The 16,013-nt window shown below is 56.2% G+C and carries 14 protein-coding genes; 10 read left to right on the top strand and 4 right to left on the bottom strand.

Features of this window, described 5'->3' with window-relative positions; all coding sequences use genetic code 11:
• Positions 1-17: 17 nt before the first annotated feature.
• Positions 18-1,028 carry an endo-1,4-beta-xylanase gene (locus tag F556_RS0126200; protein ID WP_020619977.1) on the top strand — a complete coding sequence of 337 codons (1,011 nt, stop codon included), beginning with the start codon at positions 18-20 and terminating at the stop codon, positions 1,026-1,028.
• A 63-nt stretch (positions 1,029-1,091) separates the two neighbouring features.
• On the opposite strand, the gene F556_RS0126195 is transcribed toward F556_RS0126200, so the two are convergent.
• Positions 1,092-2,135, bottom strand: a complete 1,044-nt coding sequence (locus F556_RS0126195) for a Glu/Leu/Phe/Val dehydrogenase family protein (RefSeq protein WP_020619976.1) — start codon at positions 2,133-2,135, stop codon at positions 1,092-1,094.
• A gap of 454 nt (positions 2,136-2,589) precedes the next feature.
• Between F556_RS0126195 and F556_RS0126185 the strand changes: the two genes are divergently transcribed.
• The 3 genes from F556_RS0126185 to rbsK all read left to right on the top strand — a co-directional run bounded on the left by F556_RS0126185 (position 2,590) and on the right by rbsK (position 4,842).
• Positions 2,590-3,096 (top strand): hypothetical protein, encoded by a 507-nt coding sequence (locus tag F556_RS0126185; protein ID WP_020619974.1) that lies wholly within the window; start codon positions 2,590-2,592, stop codon positions 3,094-3,096.
• A 151-nt stretch (positions 3,097-3,247) separates the two neighbouring features.
• A complete protein-coding gene (locus tag F556_RS0126180; RefSeq protein WP_020619973.1) occupies positions 3,248-3,772 on the top strand; it encodes a hypothetical protein in 525 nt (174 codons plus the stop codon).
• A gap of 149 nt (positions 3,773-3,921) precedes the next feature.
• Positions 3,922-4,842, top strand: a complete 921-nt coding sequence (gene rbsK / locus F556_RS0126175; RefSeq protein WP_020619972.1) for a ribokinase — start codon at positions 3,922-3,924, stop codon at positions 4,840-4,842.
• A gap of 84 nt (positions 4,843-4,926) precedes the next feature.
• On the opposite strand, the gene F556_RS0126170 is transcribed toward rbsK, so the two are convergent.
• Both F556_RS0126170 and F556_RS0126165 read right to left on the bottom strand, forming a co-directional pair.
• A complete protein-coding gene (locus tag F556_RS0126170) occupies positions 4,927-5,436 on the bottom strand; it encodes a hypothetical protein (RefSeq protein ID WP_020619971.1) in 510 nt (169 codons plus the stop codon).
• A gap of 240 nt (positions 5,437-5,676) precedes the next feature.
• The gene (locus F556_RS0126165) at positions 5,677-5,895 is read right to left on the bottom strand and encodes a hypothetical protein (RefSeq protein WP_020619970.1); all 219 of its coding nucleotides are present in this window, start codon (positions 5,893-5,895) and stop codon (positions 5,677-5,679) included.
• 176 nt (positions 5,896-6,071) lie between these two features.
• Here F556_RS0126165 and F556_RS0126160 point away from each other — a divergent pair, with 176 nt between their 5' ends.
• The 3 genes from F556_RS0126160 to ssuE all read left to right on the top strand — a co-directional run bounded on the left by F556_RS0126160 (position 6,072) and on the right by ssuE (position 8,242).
• Entirely contained in the window at positions 6,072-7,139 is a 1,068-nt protein-coding gene (locus tag F556_RS0126160) for a glycoside hydrolase family 15 protein (protein ID WP_020619969.1), read from the top strand.
• Between the two features lie 198 nt (positions 7,140-7,337).
• On the top strand, positions 7,338-7,469 hold the full coding sequence (locus F556_RS39115; protein ID WP_281167922.1) for a hypothetical protein: 132 nt from the start codon (positions 7,338-7,340) through the stop codon (positions 7,467-7,469).
• Positions 7,470-7,663: 194 nt separating this feature from the next.
• The gene (gene ssuE / locus F556_RS0126150; RefSeq protein ID WP_020619967.1) at positions 7,664-8,242 is read left to right on the top strand and encodes an NADPH-dependent FMN reductase; all 579 of its coding nucleotides are present in this window, start codon (positions 7,664-7,666) and stop codon (positions 8,240-8,242) included.
• Positions 8,243-8,717: 475 nt separating this feature from the next.
• On the opposite strand, the gene F556_RS0126145 is transcribed toward ssuE, so the two are convergent.
• A complete protein-coding gene (locus F556_RS0126145; protein WP_020619966.1) occupies positions 8,718-9,737 on the bottom strand; it encodes a Gfo/Idh/MocA family protein in 1,020 nt (339 codons plus the stop codon).
• A 295-nt stretch (positions 9,738-10,032) separates the two neighbouring features.
• Between F556_RS0126145 and F556_RS0126140 the strand changes: the two genes are divergently transcribed.
• The 3 genes from F556_RS0126140 to F556_RS0126130 all read left to right on the top strand — a co-directional run bounded on the left by F556_RS0126140 (position 10,033) and on the right by F556_RS0126130 (position 15,975).
• The gene (locus F556_RS0126140; RefSeq protein WP_026297501.1) at positions 10,033-11,463 is read left to right on the top strand and encodes a SulP family inorganic anion transporter; all 1,431 of its coding nucleotides are present in this window, start codon (positions 10,033-10,035) and stop codon (positions 11,461-11,463) included.
• Between the two features lie 431 nt (positions 11,464-11,894).
• Positions 11,895-13,637, top strand: coding sequence for an ABC transporter ATP-binding protein (locus F556_RS0126135; protein ID WP_020619964.1), 1,743 nt, complete (start codon positions 11,895-11,897; stop codon positions 13,635-13,637).
• Between the two features lie 301 nt (positions 13,638-13,938).
• Positions 13,939-15,975, top strand: coding sequence for an ABC transporter ATP-binding protein (locus F556_RS0126130; RefSeq protein WP_020619963.1), 2,037 nt, complete (start codon positions 13,939-13,941; stop codon positions 15,973-15,975).
• The last annotated feature ends 38 nt before the right edge of the window (positions 15,976-16,013 follow it).

Here is a 16,013-nt window from a genome sequence, read left to right as displayed (position 1 = left end):
AATCGGAGGCGAAGCATATGACACAACCAGCCACTTCACTACCCAAGCTGAAGGATGTATTTCAGGATCAATTTCTGGTAGGCGCTGCTGTAAACCCACGTACGTTGAAGGAGCAGCGCACGTTGCTGAGTGAGCATTTCAACAGCATCACGGCGGAGAACGAGATGAAGTTCGAGCGGTTGCAGCCAGAGGAAGGGCGCTACACGTTCGAGCATGCGGACCGGATGATGGATTTTGCCGAGGAGCACGGTATTGGGGTCCGGGGGCATACGCTGGTCTGGCACAACCAGACGCCAGCTTGGGTATTCGAGGATGGTGCAGGCGGACAGATCAGCCGCGAGGGCTTGCTGGCACGGATGAAGACGCACATCGACACGGTGGTCGGGCGCTACAGAGGCAATATCTACGCCTGGGACGTTGTGAACGAAGCCGTCGCCGACAGCGGACCGGAGGTGCTCAGGGAGTCGCCCTGGCTGTCCATCGCCGGGGAGGACTTCATTGCCCGCGCCTTCGAGTATGCGCATGCGGCTGATCCAGGCGCCTTGCTCTTCTACAACGACTATAACGAAGCGGTCCCGGAGAAGCGGGAGAAGATCTATACGCTCGTCAAGTCGCTGCTGGATCAGGGCGTGCCGATCCATGGCATCGGGCTCCAGGCACACTGGAGTATCGCCCATCCGGCCGAAGACGACATCCGGCGGGCCATCGAGCGCTACGCCAGCCTGGGGCTGAAGCTGCATATTACGGAGCTCGATGTCTCTGTGTTCGCCCATGATGACAAACGAACCGACCTGCAGTCCCCATCCGAAGAGATGATGACCCGGCAGGCTGAGCGTTATGAGACGTTCTTCCGCATCTTCCGCGATTACAGCGAGTCTATCACTTCCGTCACCTTCTGGGGCGCGGCGGATGACTATACGTGGCTGGATAATTTCCCTGTACGCGGCCGCAAGAACTGGCCGTTTCTGTTCGACGCCGGGCATCAGCCGAAGGCGTCGTTCTGGAAGGTTGTGGAGGATAAGGCGTAACCCGGAACCCGTAGGCCGAATGTCGGAATGCCGGTCATAGCAACGCTTGGATCGGCTGTTGCATCAGCCGATCAATCGCTTGGCGAGGACGGCCGCAGCCGCTGCAGGTGTGATGCCGGTCTGATCGGCATGATCGAGCACAGCGGTAAGAGTTGTCGGCACCGACTCGGTCTGGTGGCGGGCGCTGGCCGCATCTCGGCCGTCCAGTTCAGCCGCAGTCACGATGATGCCGCCACTGTTGATCGCGTAGTCGGGTGCATACAGGATGCCGCGGGCTTGGAGCTGATCGGCTATGGCTTCCTCCGCCAGCTGATTGTTGGCCGCACCGGCCACAATCCGGCAGCGCAGCTCCGGCAACGTCCGCGAGTTCAAGATCCCGCCGACAGCGCAGGGGGCGAAGATGTCACAGGCGGTGCGGTGAATCTGATCTGCCGGGACAGCGTGGGCTCCCCACCGCTGCCGCGCGCGAGCCACCAGCGCGGGATCCAGGTCGGAGACGATCAGATGGGCGCCGGCCTGCGCCAGATACGCGCACAGGAATGAACCTACCTTGCCGAGACCTTGGACCGCCACGGTGCGCCCTGTCAATTGATCCGAGCCCAGTTGCCGCTGTGCAGCGGTTCGGATGGCCAGGTATACGCCGTAAGCCGTCATATCCGCCGTCAGATCGCCCGTTGCACCGAGAGAGCCTGTCGTATCGGTGACATAGGCGGTCTCTTGGCGGATCTCATCCATATCTGCTGGCAGGCTGCCGAGGTCCAATCCGGTGATGTACAGGCCCTGCATCCTGGCAATTTGTCGTCCCAAGGCTCGGAAGGCATCCTGCCGCGCCGCTCCCATGAAGCCCGGCGGGGCCAACACGACTGCTTTTCCTCCGCCATATGGAATGCCGGCCAAAGCGCATTTGTAGGTCATGCTGCGGGCCAGCTGCAGTGCATCGTCCAATGCTTCCCCGTCGCTTGCATAGTGCCGTACGCGGCATCCACCCAGCGCCGGTCCTTTTCCCGTATGATGTACCGCAATGATTGCCCGCAGTCCGCTCTGCCGCTCATGCATCCATACTAGCTGCTCCATCGGGTCCTTGGCCCATGTGTCCCATCCACTCATTGTTTTCCCGCCTCCTTGAACAGCTGTACTTCGCTTATAACTCTATAGAATGCAGCCGCACGTCGACTGGCAACGGGACATCCGCCCCGCCGGGGAGCGGGAGCGTTCGCAGCTACTATCGGTTCTAGGTCATAAGTTGCAGAAAATGTAGCGAAGATTACAGATTTTATATGGCAACCGTGCTATATTAGAGTCATCATCACCTCAGAGAAAGGAGTGGGACCCATGTTTTTACCTCCGCCAAATTTGGATAAAAAAGAGGGCTCAAAGCTCGGCAAGATTGTGCTGGACATGATGACGGCCAGCGAGCAAGTCCGTACTTCTGCTGCAAAATAAGGGTTAACCAGGGCCTTCGCCGCCGACCAGTGGCGAAGGCCCTGATTAAATGGAGACCTAAAGACGCGTAGCCGACACGGCCGCATAGTAACAAACCACGTTGTTGATGAGGTGTGCGATGTCAGTCCAATTTACCTGGTGCCGGAGCGATGCGGATTATGCCCGGTTCGTCCTGTATTACATCCGTAACCGACATTTGTTCAGTGAGCAGCTGAATTTGCTAGAGAGCCTTTTCTATGTCCTGGATAGTATTCAACGGACACGCATTTTGCTCATTCAGTCGGGGGAGACGCTAATCGGTTGGGGACAATTCGGGTATGTGAACGAGGCTTACGAACCGGATCCCGAGGGTCCCATTCTATTTATGCAATCGACGGCCGTCGCCCCAGATCACCGCAGTCCCATGCTGTTCTTCCTGGGCTTCCGGGAGATGATTGGCAGCGTTATTGCAGAAACGCCGCATGTACGTGAATTTCACTTTTTTGCCCTGCGTGACCATACCTATTTAAACCGTCTTTACAGCAAGTTTGCACAAATCATCGGGCAGCGCGAAGGCATGCACGGCGAGGAGAATATTTACGCAACCGGCATGGATGAGCTGAAGCGGTATTTGCGGCTGGCCTAAAGGCCGGTTTTTTGTATTTCCCCGATCCGTGCGAGACTGGGCCATAAGCTGCAGGAAGTGTAACGCAAACCACAGAATTTTTCCCGCTACCGTGCTACAGTAGAACCATTAGCACATCCAATCAGGATAGGGACGCAGAGGAGGGAATACCATGGATTACTATATTGAGGCGTGCAGAAGCGAGCATTATATGGAGAAGTACATGACGCTTGTCCTCGAGCACTATGAAGAGTTGAACTTGCCTTACACTTTTCCTGTCGCACTAAGCTTCCTGTCTTCTCCATTACTCATGAACAAAAAGGCCTTTGTCTGTTTTGCAAACGATTACGAGACGGTGGGGGCATTTGGCTATATCCGCGGGACGGCAGACGAGAAGTATACCAATCGACATATTGCACAGCTGCAGATTGTCTTTATCCAGAAGGCTCATCGGGGCAGCCGTTTGTTTCTCGAAGGCATGCGGTGCCTGGCAGAACATAATGCCATGGAGCAGGAACCGATTCGTGAGTTTCGTTTCTGGGTGCCTACAAACTTGGGGTTGCAGCGGTTACTTGGCAAGTTTGCTACACTGGTTCGGACGTGGGATACGGAAAATGGTCTGCTGGACGAGTACCGCATGACGTCTGAAAGTCTGGAAGCTTATGTACGCCGATTCGTCCGCACCGTTGCATCTTAGTATAACTGCGAGTCGATCCGAGAGCTGAAGCATGAGCTGTATCTGGCGGGATGGGGCGGTTTTTTGACGCTGCCGGGCAGGAGTACCTCCAATTGTGGCGAAACAGTCTATAATCAACAGATGCAGCAGACATAAGGGAGGACTTGCAGGTGAGCATCAAAGCAGTGGTCATAGGAAGCTTGAATATGGATTTGACGGTAAGCGTGGAGCGTTTGCCGGGTGAGGGAGAAACGCTGCTGGCAGGGAGCTCAAGCGAGTTGCCCGGCGGCAAAGGCGGCAATCAGGCGGCGGCCATTGGCAAGCTGGGTGTAGCGACAGCCATGATCGGCAAAGTGGGCGATGATGCGTACGGCAAACGGCTGATCCACTCGCTGCAGCAGAGCGGCGTGGACACCTCCGGCGTCATGCCGTCGGCGGAACCGACAGGTATGGCGATGATTACAATAGATCGGGAGGGGCGCAACCATATCGTGGTCATTCCCGGTGCCAATTACGATCTGACTTGTGAGGATATCGACAAGCAGCGCCACTTGATTGAGCAGGCTGAGCTGGTTGTCCTGCAGCTGGAAATTCCATACGAGACGGCAGTCTATGCCTTGGAGCTGGCCAAACGTCTTGGCAAACGGACGATCCTCAATCCCGCGCCTGCGAGAACGCTGGAGCCCGAGGTGCTAGCGAACGTCGATCTGCTCATCCCCAATGAGCATGAGCTGCATACGATCACCGGAATCGCTCCGGTGAATGAGCAGCAATTGCTGGCGGGGGCTGCGCAATTGGCGGAGCAGGGAACACAAACCATGGTCGTCACGCTCGGAGCGGCGGGCTGCGCCTTCATCCAGGGCGGCAGTCTGCGCATGTTCGATGCGACCCGCGTCCATGCAGTCGATACGACCGCGGCGGGCGATAGCTTCATTGGCGGCTATGTGGCCGAATATCTGGAGACGCACGACGAGGAGCAGGCCATCCGGTATGCGATGAAGGCCGCTGCGGTAACCGTCACCCGGCACGGTGCCCAGCAGTCCTTGCCAACTCGTGCGGAAGTGCGGGCATTCCATGAATCCGATGGCTAAAGGCTGCAGCTCAGAGCACGATTGAACACAGCAAGGCCCCCTCATTTCGGGTGAGGGGGCCTTGCTGTGTGTCGTTGTGCGGTCTTATCCGACGCTGCGGCGCTGGCGCGCCACCAGCAGATAGGCACCGGCAACAATCAGCAGCAATCCGATGGCCGATTGGCCGCCGCTTAGCTGACTGAGAAGGCCGCCTGCTGTGAAGATGGCGAAGAACAGCAGCGACAATACCGTGAGAATCTGTACCGGCAACAGAATCCATTTGTTGCGGTAGCCAAACCAGTAGAATTCAAACAATCCGACAGCTGGCGCCAGGATGAAGCCGGGCCACATGTAATACCAGTTATTAAAGAGCATGGCAATCTGGCAGATGAAGCCGGCCGTAATAAGAATACCACCCGGAATCAGCAGTCCTACCCCATTGCGCCCGATCAGGGAGAAATACATCCAGTGGAAAAACAAGCCCAGCGGGATGACGAATAGGGTTGGCCAGAAGTACGCAAACAATTGTCCCGTGCTGTAGTTAATCGACTGGCCCAAAAACAGAAAGACGCCGAAGAGGAGCAAGACGGCTCCAAGGACAGCTTTCCTTTGCATAGAATCAGCTCCTTCTCTTATGTAAAGTACAGGCTGTTGCGGCTAGCCTGCCTGTTATCTCTACAATAGCACAGGATTGAAGCGTTCGTCGTCCTCCTGGAGGTCAACAAAAAAACTGGACCGGAGTCCAGTTGACGTTCATCGATCGATTATCCTGCGTGAGGGCCGCTGCGGAACCTGCAGTGAGCGCCTTAACCTCTCGATACTAGCTATCATATCCTAAGAAAGAAGCAAGCCCTGCTAGAAAATGGGCATGCGGGTCCGATGACCATTCTTGTAATAGAGGATGGCGTCCGTACTGAACAAGTCGATGCTGATGATTTTGTCCTTCAAATGAGATAAAAGCGCTTCCTGACTATTCAATACAGAAAGCAGAAAAGGAATCAGCTTCTGATCCGTACCAACCAAATTGACCGGTATGGAATCTTCATTGACCCGGATACAGCAGATGTGGCTCATAAACGCGTCATCTCCTCATGCAAAGTGAATTTGGTCGTGCAGGCCCTTCGTCATGTATATACGATACCATCTTCCGGCTGCGAAATTGCTCGAACGATGGCAGGGTTTAAAGTTGTCACCGTCCGGTCACAATGAGTGACAAAGTAGTCACCACGGGTGCCAAGGAGGAATCGACGATGCTGACAGATAGCTATGCTGTACTGAACAAGCTTTGTTTGCCTCACGGTTTGTATATTGCCAGTCCTTCGCAGGATTACCGTTACGTATGGATTCGAGACAGTATTTATATGTCATTACCCCATTTGGACAAGACGACGCAGGCGTACGAAAAAACTTTTTACCGTCTCTTTGACCTGTTCCTGGATTATGAGTGGAAGCTTGACTGGATTGCGATGCAGCGACCGCATCATCCATGGGAATATCTGCATGCCCGTTATTCTCATGACCAGGTGAAAGAGGTTCATCATGAGGAATGGGGACATATCCAGCACGATACCATTGGCGCGTTTTTATTCGGAGTAGGAGCGGGATTGAAGCGCGGCAAGACGATGCTGCGTGACGGCAGAGATGCGCGAATGGTGCAAAAGCTGGTCCACTACCTGGAGCATGTTCGTTACTGGGAGGATGCGGATAACGGGATGTGGGAGGAATGGCGGGAAATTCATGCCTCGTCAGTTGGCGCGTGCGTGGCAGGCCTCAAGGCAGTCGAACGAATCGCCGCAGTACCTCAGGGCTTGGTAGAGAAGGGACTACGGACGCTGCTCGAGCTGTTCCCGGCGGAAAGTAAAGATAAGCCGGTGGATCTGGCCCAATTGAGCCTGATCTATCCGTACCGCTTGTTCTCCGGCGTAATGGCCGAGACCATCGTTAACGCTGTCGAGCAGCGCCTCCTGCGGGAGCGAGGGGTCATCCGCTACGAGGGAGACAGCTATTACAGCACCCTGGAGGCAGAGCATGGACGGGGCCAGCCTCTGGCCTTCTACGAAGGAACCGAGGCGGAGTGGACCTTTGGCCTGCCGTGGCTGGCACTGTGCCATCTGGAGCTGGGCAATCCGGAAGAGGCGCGCCGCTATATTCGCTGGAGCGAAGACGTGATGACGGAGCCGGGCTGCCTGCCAGAGCTGTACTACCAAGGCTCTGCCACGCCCAATGTGAACACGCCGCTGGGCTGGAGCTCAGCGATGTACATTCTTGCCAAGGAAGCGGAGCTTGCCAGCGAGCGGTCTGCGCAGCACTTGGCATAAGCATTCGATTGTGAATCTTCAGGAGCCGCAGTAAGAAGCGTGAAGACGCCGCTGCGGCTTTTTCAATTGGGCGAAATGCCCGAAACCTCAAACAAATGGAATTCGTATACCCTCTTATCACGTTACGCAGATAAAGGGGGAATTATGATGTATTTTGGAGGCGGTGGTAATATAGTAATCTCGATATTGCCTTTCCTTATGTTCATAGCAGGTGGAGTGCTCATCCTGATGGGGGCGTACGCGCTCTATCTGCTCATCAAGGTGCTCTTGCGAGCAATTGTTGCGTTGGATCTCTATATTGCTGAGAAGCGCTATCGCGGCGGGCTGTAACAGGCAGCAGGTGACCCCTGCTTATCAACTAACGAAGAATAGCGGTCATTGCTCTTGGTGTGCGCAGGACATTTCGGAGCACTCTCCTAGCATGTTAAAAATACCTATATTTCCGATGGGGAAACATTCGAGTAAAGATAGCTGACTTATTGTCGGATATCGACTATAATAGGTTACAGAATGGAGGGGACATGATGAGTCATATCGTAATTATCTCCGGCAGTCCGACCCCGGGCTCGCGGTTGAACGGATTGATTAACTATGTGGAGAGCAAGTGGGTGGCGGATGGACACAAGATTAGTCACATTCGGGTAGCAGATCTGCCTGCTGAGGCACTGCTGCACGCCAAGTTCGGCGACGAGGCAATCGTGAAGGCGGTTGGCGTGGTAGCCGAAGCAGACGGCGTCGTTATCGCAAGCCCGGTATATAAGGCCTCCTATACAGGGGTGCTGAAGGCGTTCCTGGATTTGCTGCCACAGACCGGTTTGCGAGACAAAATCGCGCTGCCGCTGTTCATTGGCGGGTCCCTGGCGCATCTGCTGGCCATCGACTATTCCTTGAAGCCGGTCCTGAATGCCCTGGGCGCTCGCAACATCCTTGGCGGTGTCTATGCGGTAGACCAATGGGTAGAGCGTCTGGAGGGTGGGGAGCATGGCTTGTCACCTGAGCTCCTGCTGCGCTTGGATGCTTCCGCGGCCCAACTGGTCGAGGAGCTGCACTGGCACGAGTTGAAGCTGCAGGAGAAGGCCAAGACCGCAGCTGCTGAGCAATAAAGCTGAATAGCAGGTATGTCATTGACCTAACATGAAAAAAGGGGCACCCACCGTACGTCCATCGGATGACGTACAGTGGGTGCCCTCGCACAAGGAAGGACCTCGATCACCAAAGAGGAGATATCGTAGAGTCCGCCACTCGCCAACTGTAACGAACTTTTCTTCCTCTATTTGCACGCAATTCCGCCAAGTGCCGCCTGTAACACACCTTTCTTCCTCTATTCGCCCGCATTCCCATCATGCGCCAGCTGTAACGCACCTTTCTTCCTCTATTCGCACGCAATTCTGCCAAGCGCCGCCTGTAACACACCTTTCTTCCTCTATTTACTCGCAAACCCGCACCGCGCTGGCTGTAGCGCACCTTTCTTCCTCTATTCGCACGCAATTCCGCCAAGTGCCGCCTGTAACACACCTTTCTTCCTCTATTCGCACGCAATTCTGCCACGCGCGCCCTGTGGAATTCGCGCTACACGGGCTAGGCCTGCGAAGGGAAGGAGATAGCTTGGCCCGTGTCGGCCGACGTTCGCGCGAGGAGGCAGGCCTCGGTCACGGCGAAGCTTTCCTCGGCGCTGATGCGGCAAGACTCGCCTGTGCGTAGCTGACGCACAAAATCCTCGAAGATCCCCGGTTGCGGCTTCGGCGCAAGCGTGTGAATCCCATCGCTGTCGGCCTCGATCAGCAGCGCTTGTCCATCCCGCACCTCGACAATCCCAGCTGTGCCGGCAATCCGGATTCGATCGTCGGCATGCGAAGGCGCGCCAGCAGGCCGCAGGTAGTCCAGACTGACGGAGGCCTGGATATCGCCTCCCATCCGGAACTGACACAGCGCGGTCATCTCCAGGTCACCGTGTCCGGCGTTGTCCTGGCTAGAGTGAACGGCATAGACGGAACGGAATTCCGTCCCGGCAAACCACAGCAGCCAATCCACCGCGTGACTGCCCACCCATGGAATCGTGCCGCCATACGTGTCCCGACTCCGGTAGATGGCCGGGCGTTCGCCGAGCCGGTATGATTTCTGGGCATGCATCAGCTTGATGCGGCCGATCGCACCGGCTTGGACGGCCTCCCACGCAGCATGGAAGGCAGGCGCATAGCGCAAACCATGCATGGCTGCGAGCTGGACACCGGAGGCGTCATACGCGAGTCGCAGCTCCTGCAGCTGCTCCCGTTCCGTCGCGAGCGGCTTCTCCAGAAACAGGTGGATGCCACGCCGCAGCGTCTCGATGCCAATCGTCGCATGCCGTGCAAAATGGCTGTCTACCGCCGCCACGTCGGGCTGCTGGGTATCCAGCATCTCCCGCCAATTCTCGAAGAAACGAGGCACCTCCAATCCCGCCGACTTGGCAAGCGATGCCGTCTTGGCCAGGGTTTCCTCCCGTTCCTCTTCATCCCCTGGCGCATAGCCTACCCACTCGACCTCAGGCAGCCGCGGCAGATCTCTCAGTACATAGGCCAGATGTCCGGACCCACCAATCGTGCACAGTTTCAGTGTCACTTGCCATTCCTCCCTGTACTTGTCATACCTTTTACTCTATCGAACGTTGGACAAGAGTGCAATCGTTTACGCAGGATGATCAGGGGCTCTACCTTAGCGGCCATATTCAAAAAACAGGATGGTTTAAACAAGCAGCCTGGTGTATAATAAGCCCTGTTGAACATCGGCCCCGATCTTTCTGAGAGTGGAGGATCAGCAATACCCGCAGTCGCGCGGTCTGAATATCGCGACACTTAAGTCAGAGGACGTCACCGGGGCGTCCTATTCCCAATTGGCAAGAAAGGACAGATTACGGGTGTTACAACAACTGCATAAGTCGTGGTTCTCCAACATACGGATGGACGTACTGGCGGGGATTACCGTGGCGCTGGCGCTGATTCCCGAAGCGATCGCCTTCTCCCTCATGGCCGGAGTCGATCCTACGGTAGGTTTGCATGCGTCGTTTTGTATTGCTGTGGTTATCTCGATTTTTGGCGGACGTCCAGGCATGATTTCGGCGGCTACTGGCGCGATGGCACTGATTATGGTTTCGCTTGTGGCGGAGCATGGTCTGGAGTATTTGCTAGCGGCCACCATTTTGACAGGAATGATTCAATTCGTGCTTGGCGTACTGCGTTTTGGACGGTTTCTAAGCTTTATTCCCCATCCCGTCATCGTGGGCTTCCTGAACGCGCTCGGCATTCTGATCTTCACCACGCAGTTGACTCATTTTCAAGGCGCGTCCTGGGTGATGTATGCCATGGTGGCGGCGACGATTGCCATTATCTATCTGCTGCCTCGCTATACGAAGGCTATCCCGTCGGCACTTGTGGCCATTGTCGTCATGTCGGTCATTGCCATTGCAGGCGGGCTGGAGCTGAAGACCGTGCAGGATGTCGGGGCCATCGCGACGACGCTGCCGATTTTTCACCTGCCACTCATTGAGTGGACGCTGGAAACGCTCTGGATTATCCTGCCGTATTCGCTGAGCTTGGCAGTTGTTGGCATCTTGGAGTCGTTGCTCACGGCCACCATTCTCGATGAGATGACGGATACCAAGAGTGACAAGAACGTCGAAGTCCGTGGTCAGGGGATCGCCAATACGGTTAACGGCTTCTTCGGCGGCATGGCGGGCTGTGCGATGATTGGTCAGTCTCTGGTTAACATCAAGTCGGGCGGCCGGAGCCGGTTGTCGACCATGACAGCCGGAGTGTTCCTGCTGTTCCTCATTCTCGTGATGGGCGATATTGTGGCTCAGATTCCGATGGGGGCGCTCGTCGGAGTCATGATCACAATTGCCATCGCCACCTTTGACGTCAGCTCACTCAAAACGCTGCACAAGGCGCCGGTGGCGGATACGTTTGTTATGCTAGCGACGGTTGGCGTCGTACTCTACACGCATAATTTGGCACTGGGTGTGCTGGTCGGCATTCTGATCAGCGCTGTTATCTTCGGCTGGCGGATTGCCCGTATCTCAGCAGAGAGCCAGCTTGAACAGAGTGGTGTAAAACGCTATGTGATCCGCGGTCAGATGTTTTTTGGCACGATGAGCCACTTCGGTGAACTGTTCGACCCGGCAGGTGATCCAGAGCGGGTAATCATTGACTTCAAAGCCTCTCATGTCTGGGATCATTCGGCTGTTACTGCGATCTCCAAGGTGGTTGGCCGCTATGAGCAGGCTGGTACGAAGGTGGAGATTACAGGGCTCAATGAAGAGAGCCGCAGACTCGTCGAACGATTGACCTAAAGAGGGGAGAAGCGTACCCTTCGACAACGAAGTCAAATTGAGACTTGGCGTATTTGTGACAAAATTGTGTTGACAGGAATTAGTAGCGGTGATAAAGTGACAAATAGATTTTGACATCTTATTTGGATCAGAAAGGAGGTTGCGTCATATGAATTCCACTGTAGAGAACCACGGACATGTAGCAGCAGGTGTACCATTCAGTGGCGTAATCTCCTCACGCATAGACACCCGATAGGACGGCTGGGCCGTTCAGACGGGCGGGGCGTGTGATTACGTTGCGGCATCGACGTAATCATGCGCCCCTTTTTTGCGCTTATCAGCATGTGACGCCCGCTTGCGGGTGCTTGAAGCTGTGGCGTACATAGGAGCGCATCGCTTGCGGCGGTGGGCTTCTTTTATTTTTGATCCATACCATGCGGGGACGTGAGTGAATGTTTGTTGTACTGAAGAAATTAAACTGGTTTTTCGCCATGCATTGGAAACGCTACGCAATAGCGGTTACCTTGCTGGCACTCGTCGGCCTGCTGGAGGTCATCCCGCCCTGGCTGATCGGCTACACGATTGACGGGATTGCACTGGGAACCTTGAGCGAGCCGGGCTTTTATAACACCCTGCTGCTATGGGGCGGCATAACCGTTGTTGGCTACATCATGACGTATGTCTGGTTCTACCAGCTATTCGGCGGCTCGTTCGTCCTGGAACGGCTGCTGCGCTTCCGTCTGATGCGGCATTTCATGAAGATGACGCCGACCTTCTACGAGCGCAACCGGACGGGCGATCTCATGGCGCGGTCGACCAATGATCTGGGGGCTATCGCCACGACAGCGGGCTTCGGCATTCTGACGCTGATTGACTCAACGCTGTTCATGCTGACCATTCTGGCGGTTATGTGTATTCTGATTAGCTGGAAGCTGACGCTGGCGGCGCTGCTGCCCCTGCCACTCGTGGCCATTATCATGAGTTATCTTGGCAAAAAGATCCATGACCGCTTCATGGCTGCCCAGGATTCGTTTGGCGAGCTGAACGATCAGGTGCTGGAGTCGGTGGCGGGTGTCCGCGTCACGCGGGCGTTCGTTCAGGAAGCGGCGGATGAAGGGCGGTTTCAGGCCAAAACCGATGAGGTGCTGGGCCGCAATATCGAGGTGGCGCGGATCGATGCGCTCTTCGAGCCCACGATGAAAATCTTGGTGGGACTGAGCTATCTGATCGGCCTCAGCTACGGCGGCTATCTTGTCTTCCGGGGCGAGATTACGCTCGGAGAGCTGGTTTCCTTCAACGTGTTCCTGGGCATGCTGATCTGGCCGATGTTCGCCATCGGCGAGCTCATCAACATTATGCAGCGCGGCAACGCCTCCCTGGACCGGGTGCAGGAGACACTCGGCTATCCGGTGGATGTGCGGGAAGCGGAGGATCCGGTCCGCCTGAGCGAGCCGGAGACGATTGAGTTCCGCGGCGTCACCTTCCGTTATCCCTCTTCTCAGACGGATAATCTGAAGCAGGTCTCGTTCACGCTCCAGCGCGGACAGACGCTCGGTATCGTCGGACGTACAGGCAGCGGCAAGACGACACTGCTCAAGCAGCTGCTGCGCGAGTATCCGTACGGCACAGGCGTTCTTGCCATGAATGGCGTACCGCTGGATCAGCTGGACCAGGATCAAGTGCTGGGATGGATCGGCTATGTGCCGCAGCAGCCGTTCCTGTTCTCCCGTTCGATCCGTGACAATATTTTGTTCGGCAAGCCGGATGCCACGGAGGACGATATGCAGCGGGCATTGGTCCGCGCATCCTTCGCCAAGGATATTGAGCATTTGCCTGACGGTCTGGGGACGATGGTCGGTGAGAAGGGCGTCGCACTCTCCGGTGGTCAGAAGCAGCGGGTCAGCATCGCCCGGGCGATCATTGCGGATCCCGAAATTTTGCTGCTCGATGATACACTCTCGGCGGTCGATGCCAAGACAGAAGCCGAGATTATCGAGGGCATCCGCCAGGAACGAGCAGGAAAGACGACGCTCATTACGACCCATCGCCTCTCCGCCGTCCAGCACGCGGATCATATCCTCGTGATGGAGGATGGCCGGGTGACGGAAGAAGGAACGCATGAGCAGCTGCTCGCTCGCGGGGGCTGGTACAAGGAGCAATATGACCGGCAGCAGCTGGAATCGATGCTGGACTAGTAGAGAGCGCCGGAAATAACCGAACGATGAGACGTGAAGAGGAGAGGGAGGCTGGAGAAAAGCTTATGCTTCCGATGTCGCTTTCTTGCAGAAAGCGTTGAAGCGTTCGCCTAAAAGCTTTTCGCAGAAAAGCTAGCTTCGAAAGCATACGCTGTACCCGGATTTCTACCGCTGAGGCGGTTAGGAACAAGAAATCTGGGAACAACAGCGATCGTAAGCTCCCTCTCCTCGCAACGGCCATAGGAAGGTTGTTTAAGGAGCGATCTACTAGAGACAAGAGAGAATAAGGGTGTGACAATCCATGACTATAACCAAAAAAGCTTCGGGCCCGGGCAAACGACTGTGGCAATATGCCATGCTGTTCAAGAAGCCGATCCTCATCGCACTGGTGATGTTGATGCTGGCCGTGGGCGCCGAGCTGACCGGTCCGTTTGTCGCCAAACGGATGATCGACCAGAATATCCTGGGCATCGAAAAACGCTGGCACGCTGTCGAGCAGGAGATGCCTTATGCCGTGGAGCGGGAAGGCCGCTGGTTCAAGCGGGAGGACCACTTCGAGCCAGGCGAGACGCGCGGCGAGACGGTGCGGATTCTGCAGGCGGGCCGCAGCTTCTACTGGGTCGAAGGCGATATTGCCTTCGACGGCAGCCGGGAGGCAGATGGCAGTACACTGACCATTACCAGCCGCGACCGGCAGCAAACGGAAGCCTATCCGGTGGAGCCGCTGTCGCGCGAGACGCTGTACAATTTCTACCGACCTGAGCTGTCGGGATTCCTGATGCTAGCAGCGATGTATTTTGGCCTTTTGGTGATCGCCGGCATCTTCACGTATTGGCAGCGGCTGCTATTGCAGACCTCCGCCAACCGAATCGTGAAGCGAATGCGCGACGATGTGTTTGCCCATACGCAGCGGCTACCAGTGTCGTATTACGACAAACTGGCTGCGGGGCAGGTCGTCTCACGCGTCACGAATGACACGGAGGCGATCCGAGAGCTGTATGTGGCCGTGTTGGCCAACTTTTTTACCGCTGCGGTTTATATGACGGGGATTTACGGAGCGCTGTTCATCCTTGATCCCCGGCTGGCGCTGCTCGCGCTGCCGCTCGTACCGATCCTGATCATCTGGATTATCGTCTACCGCAAGTATGCGGCGCACTACAACGGCGTCATCCGCGCCAAGCTTAGCGAGCTGAACGCGATGATCAACGAGTCGATTTCGGGTATGCCAATCATCCGTGCCTTCCGCCGCCAGAAAGAGATGACCGCCGAATTCGAGGCGCTGAACGACCACTATTTTACGTATCAGAACAAGCTGCTCAATCTCAACTCGATCACCTCGCACAACCTGGTCAACGTCGTCCGCAACATTCTGTTCCTGGCGCTGATCTGGCTGTTCTGGGGCGACTGGCTTGGGACGGCAATCTCGATTGGTGTACTGTATGCCTTCGTCGATTACATGAACCGGATGTTCCAGCCGATCGTCGGTATCGTCAATCAGCTGTCCAATCTGGAGACGGCCAGAGTATCGGCCACGCGTGTATTCGCTCTGATGGATGAAGAGGGCGTGGATGTGGATCACGGTCAGCTCGAGCGGTACAAGGGGGAAGTGGCCTTCAAGGATGTCTCCTTCGCCTACAAGCGTGACGAGCTGGTGCTGCGCAACATTACCTTCACGGCCCGGCCGGGCGAGACGGTGGCGCTGGTGGGACATACCGGCTCAGGCAAGAGCTCAATCCTGAACCTGTTGTTCCGCTTCTATGACATCCGTCAAGGACAGATTACAGTGGACGGAATAGACATTAGCGAACTGTCCAGGCAGCAGCTGCGCCAGCATATGGGCATCGTGCTGCAGGACCCGTTTCTCTATACGGGAACGATTGCGTCCAATGTGAGCCTGGACAATCCGGCGATTAGCCGGGCGCAGATCGAGCAGGCGCTGCGTGATGTGGGCGCGTACGATGCCTTCATGTCCCTGCCGCAAGGCATCGATACGCCTGTCATTGAGAAGGGCAGTACGTTGTCGTCCGGCCAACGCCAGTTGATCTCGTTCGCTCGGGCGCTGGCCTATGATCCGGCGATCCTCATCCTTGATGAGGCGACCGCGAGCATCGACACCGAGACGGAAGCTGTTATCCAGCGAGCGCTGGAGGTGCTGAAGCAAGGGCGAACGACCTTCGTCATCGCCCACCGGCTCTCGACAATCCGCCAGGCCGAGCAGATCCTCGTGCTGGACCGTGGCCGTATCGTCGAGCAAGGGGACCATGACGAGCTGATGCGCCAGGGCGGCAAATACTTCGCCATGTATCAGCTCCAGCAAGGCGCGGCGGTCGGGGCGTAACCCAAGCGGCGCGCATTGTCCAGTCATGGTGAACAAAT

Origin of the sequence: Paenibacillus daejeonensis DSM 15491 (assembly GCF_000378385.1) — a bacterium.
Taxonomy (GTDB): Bacteria; Bacillota; Bacilli; order Paenibacillales; family Paenibacillaceae; genus Paenibacillus_D; species Paenibacillus_D daejeonensis.
This window is presented reverse-complemented; position numbering and strand designations above follow the sequence as displayed.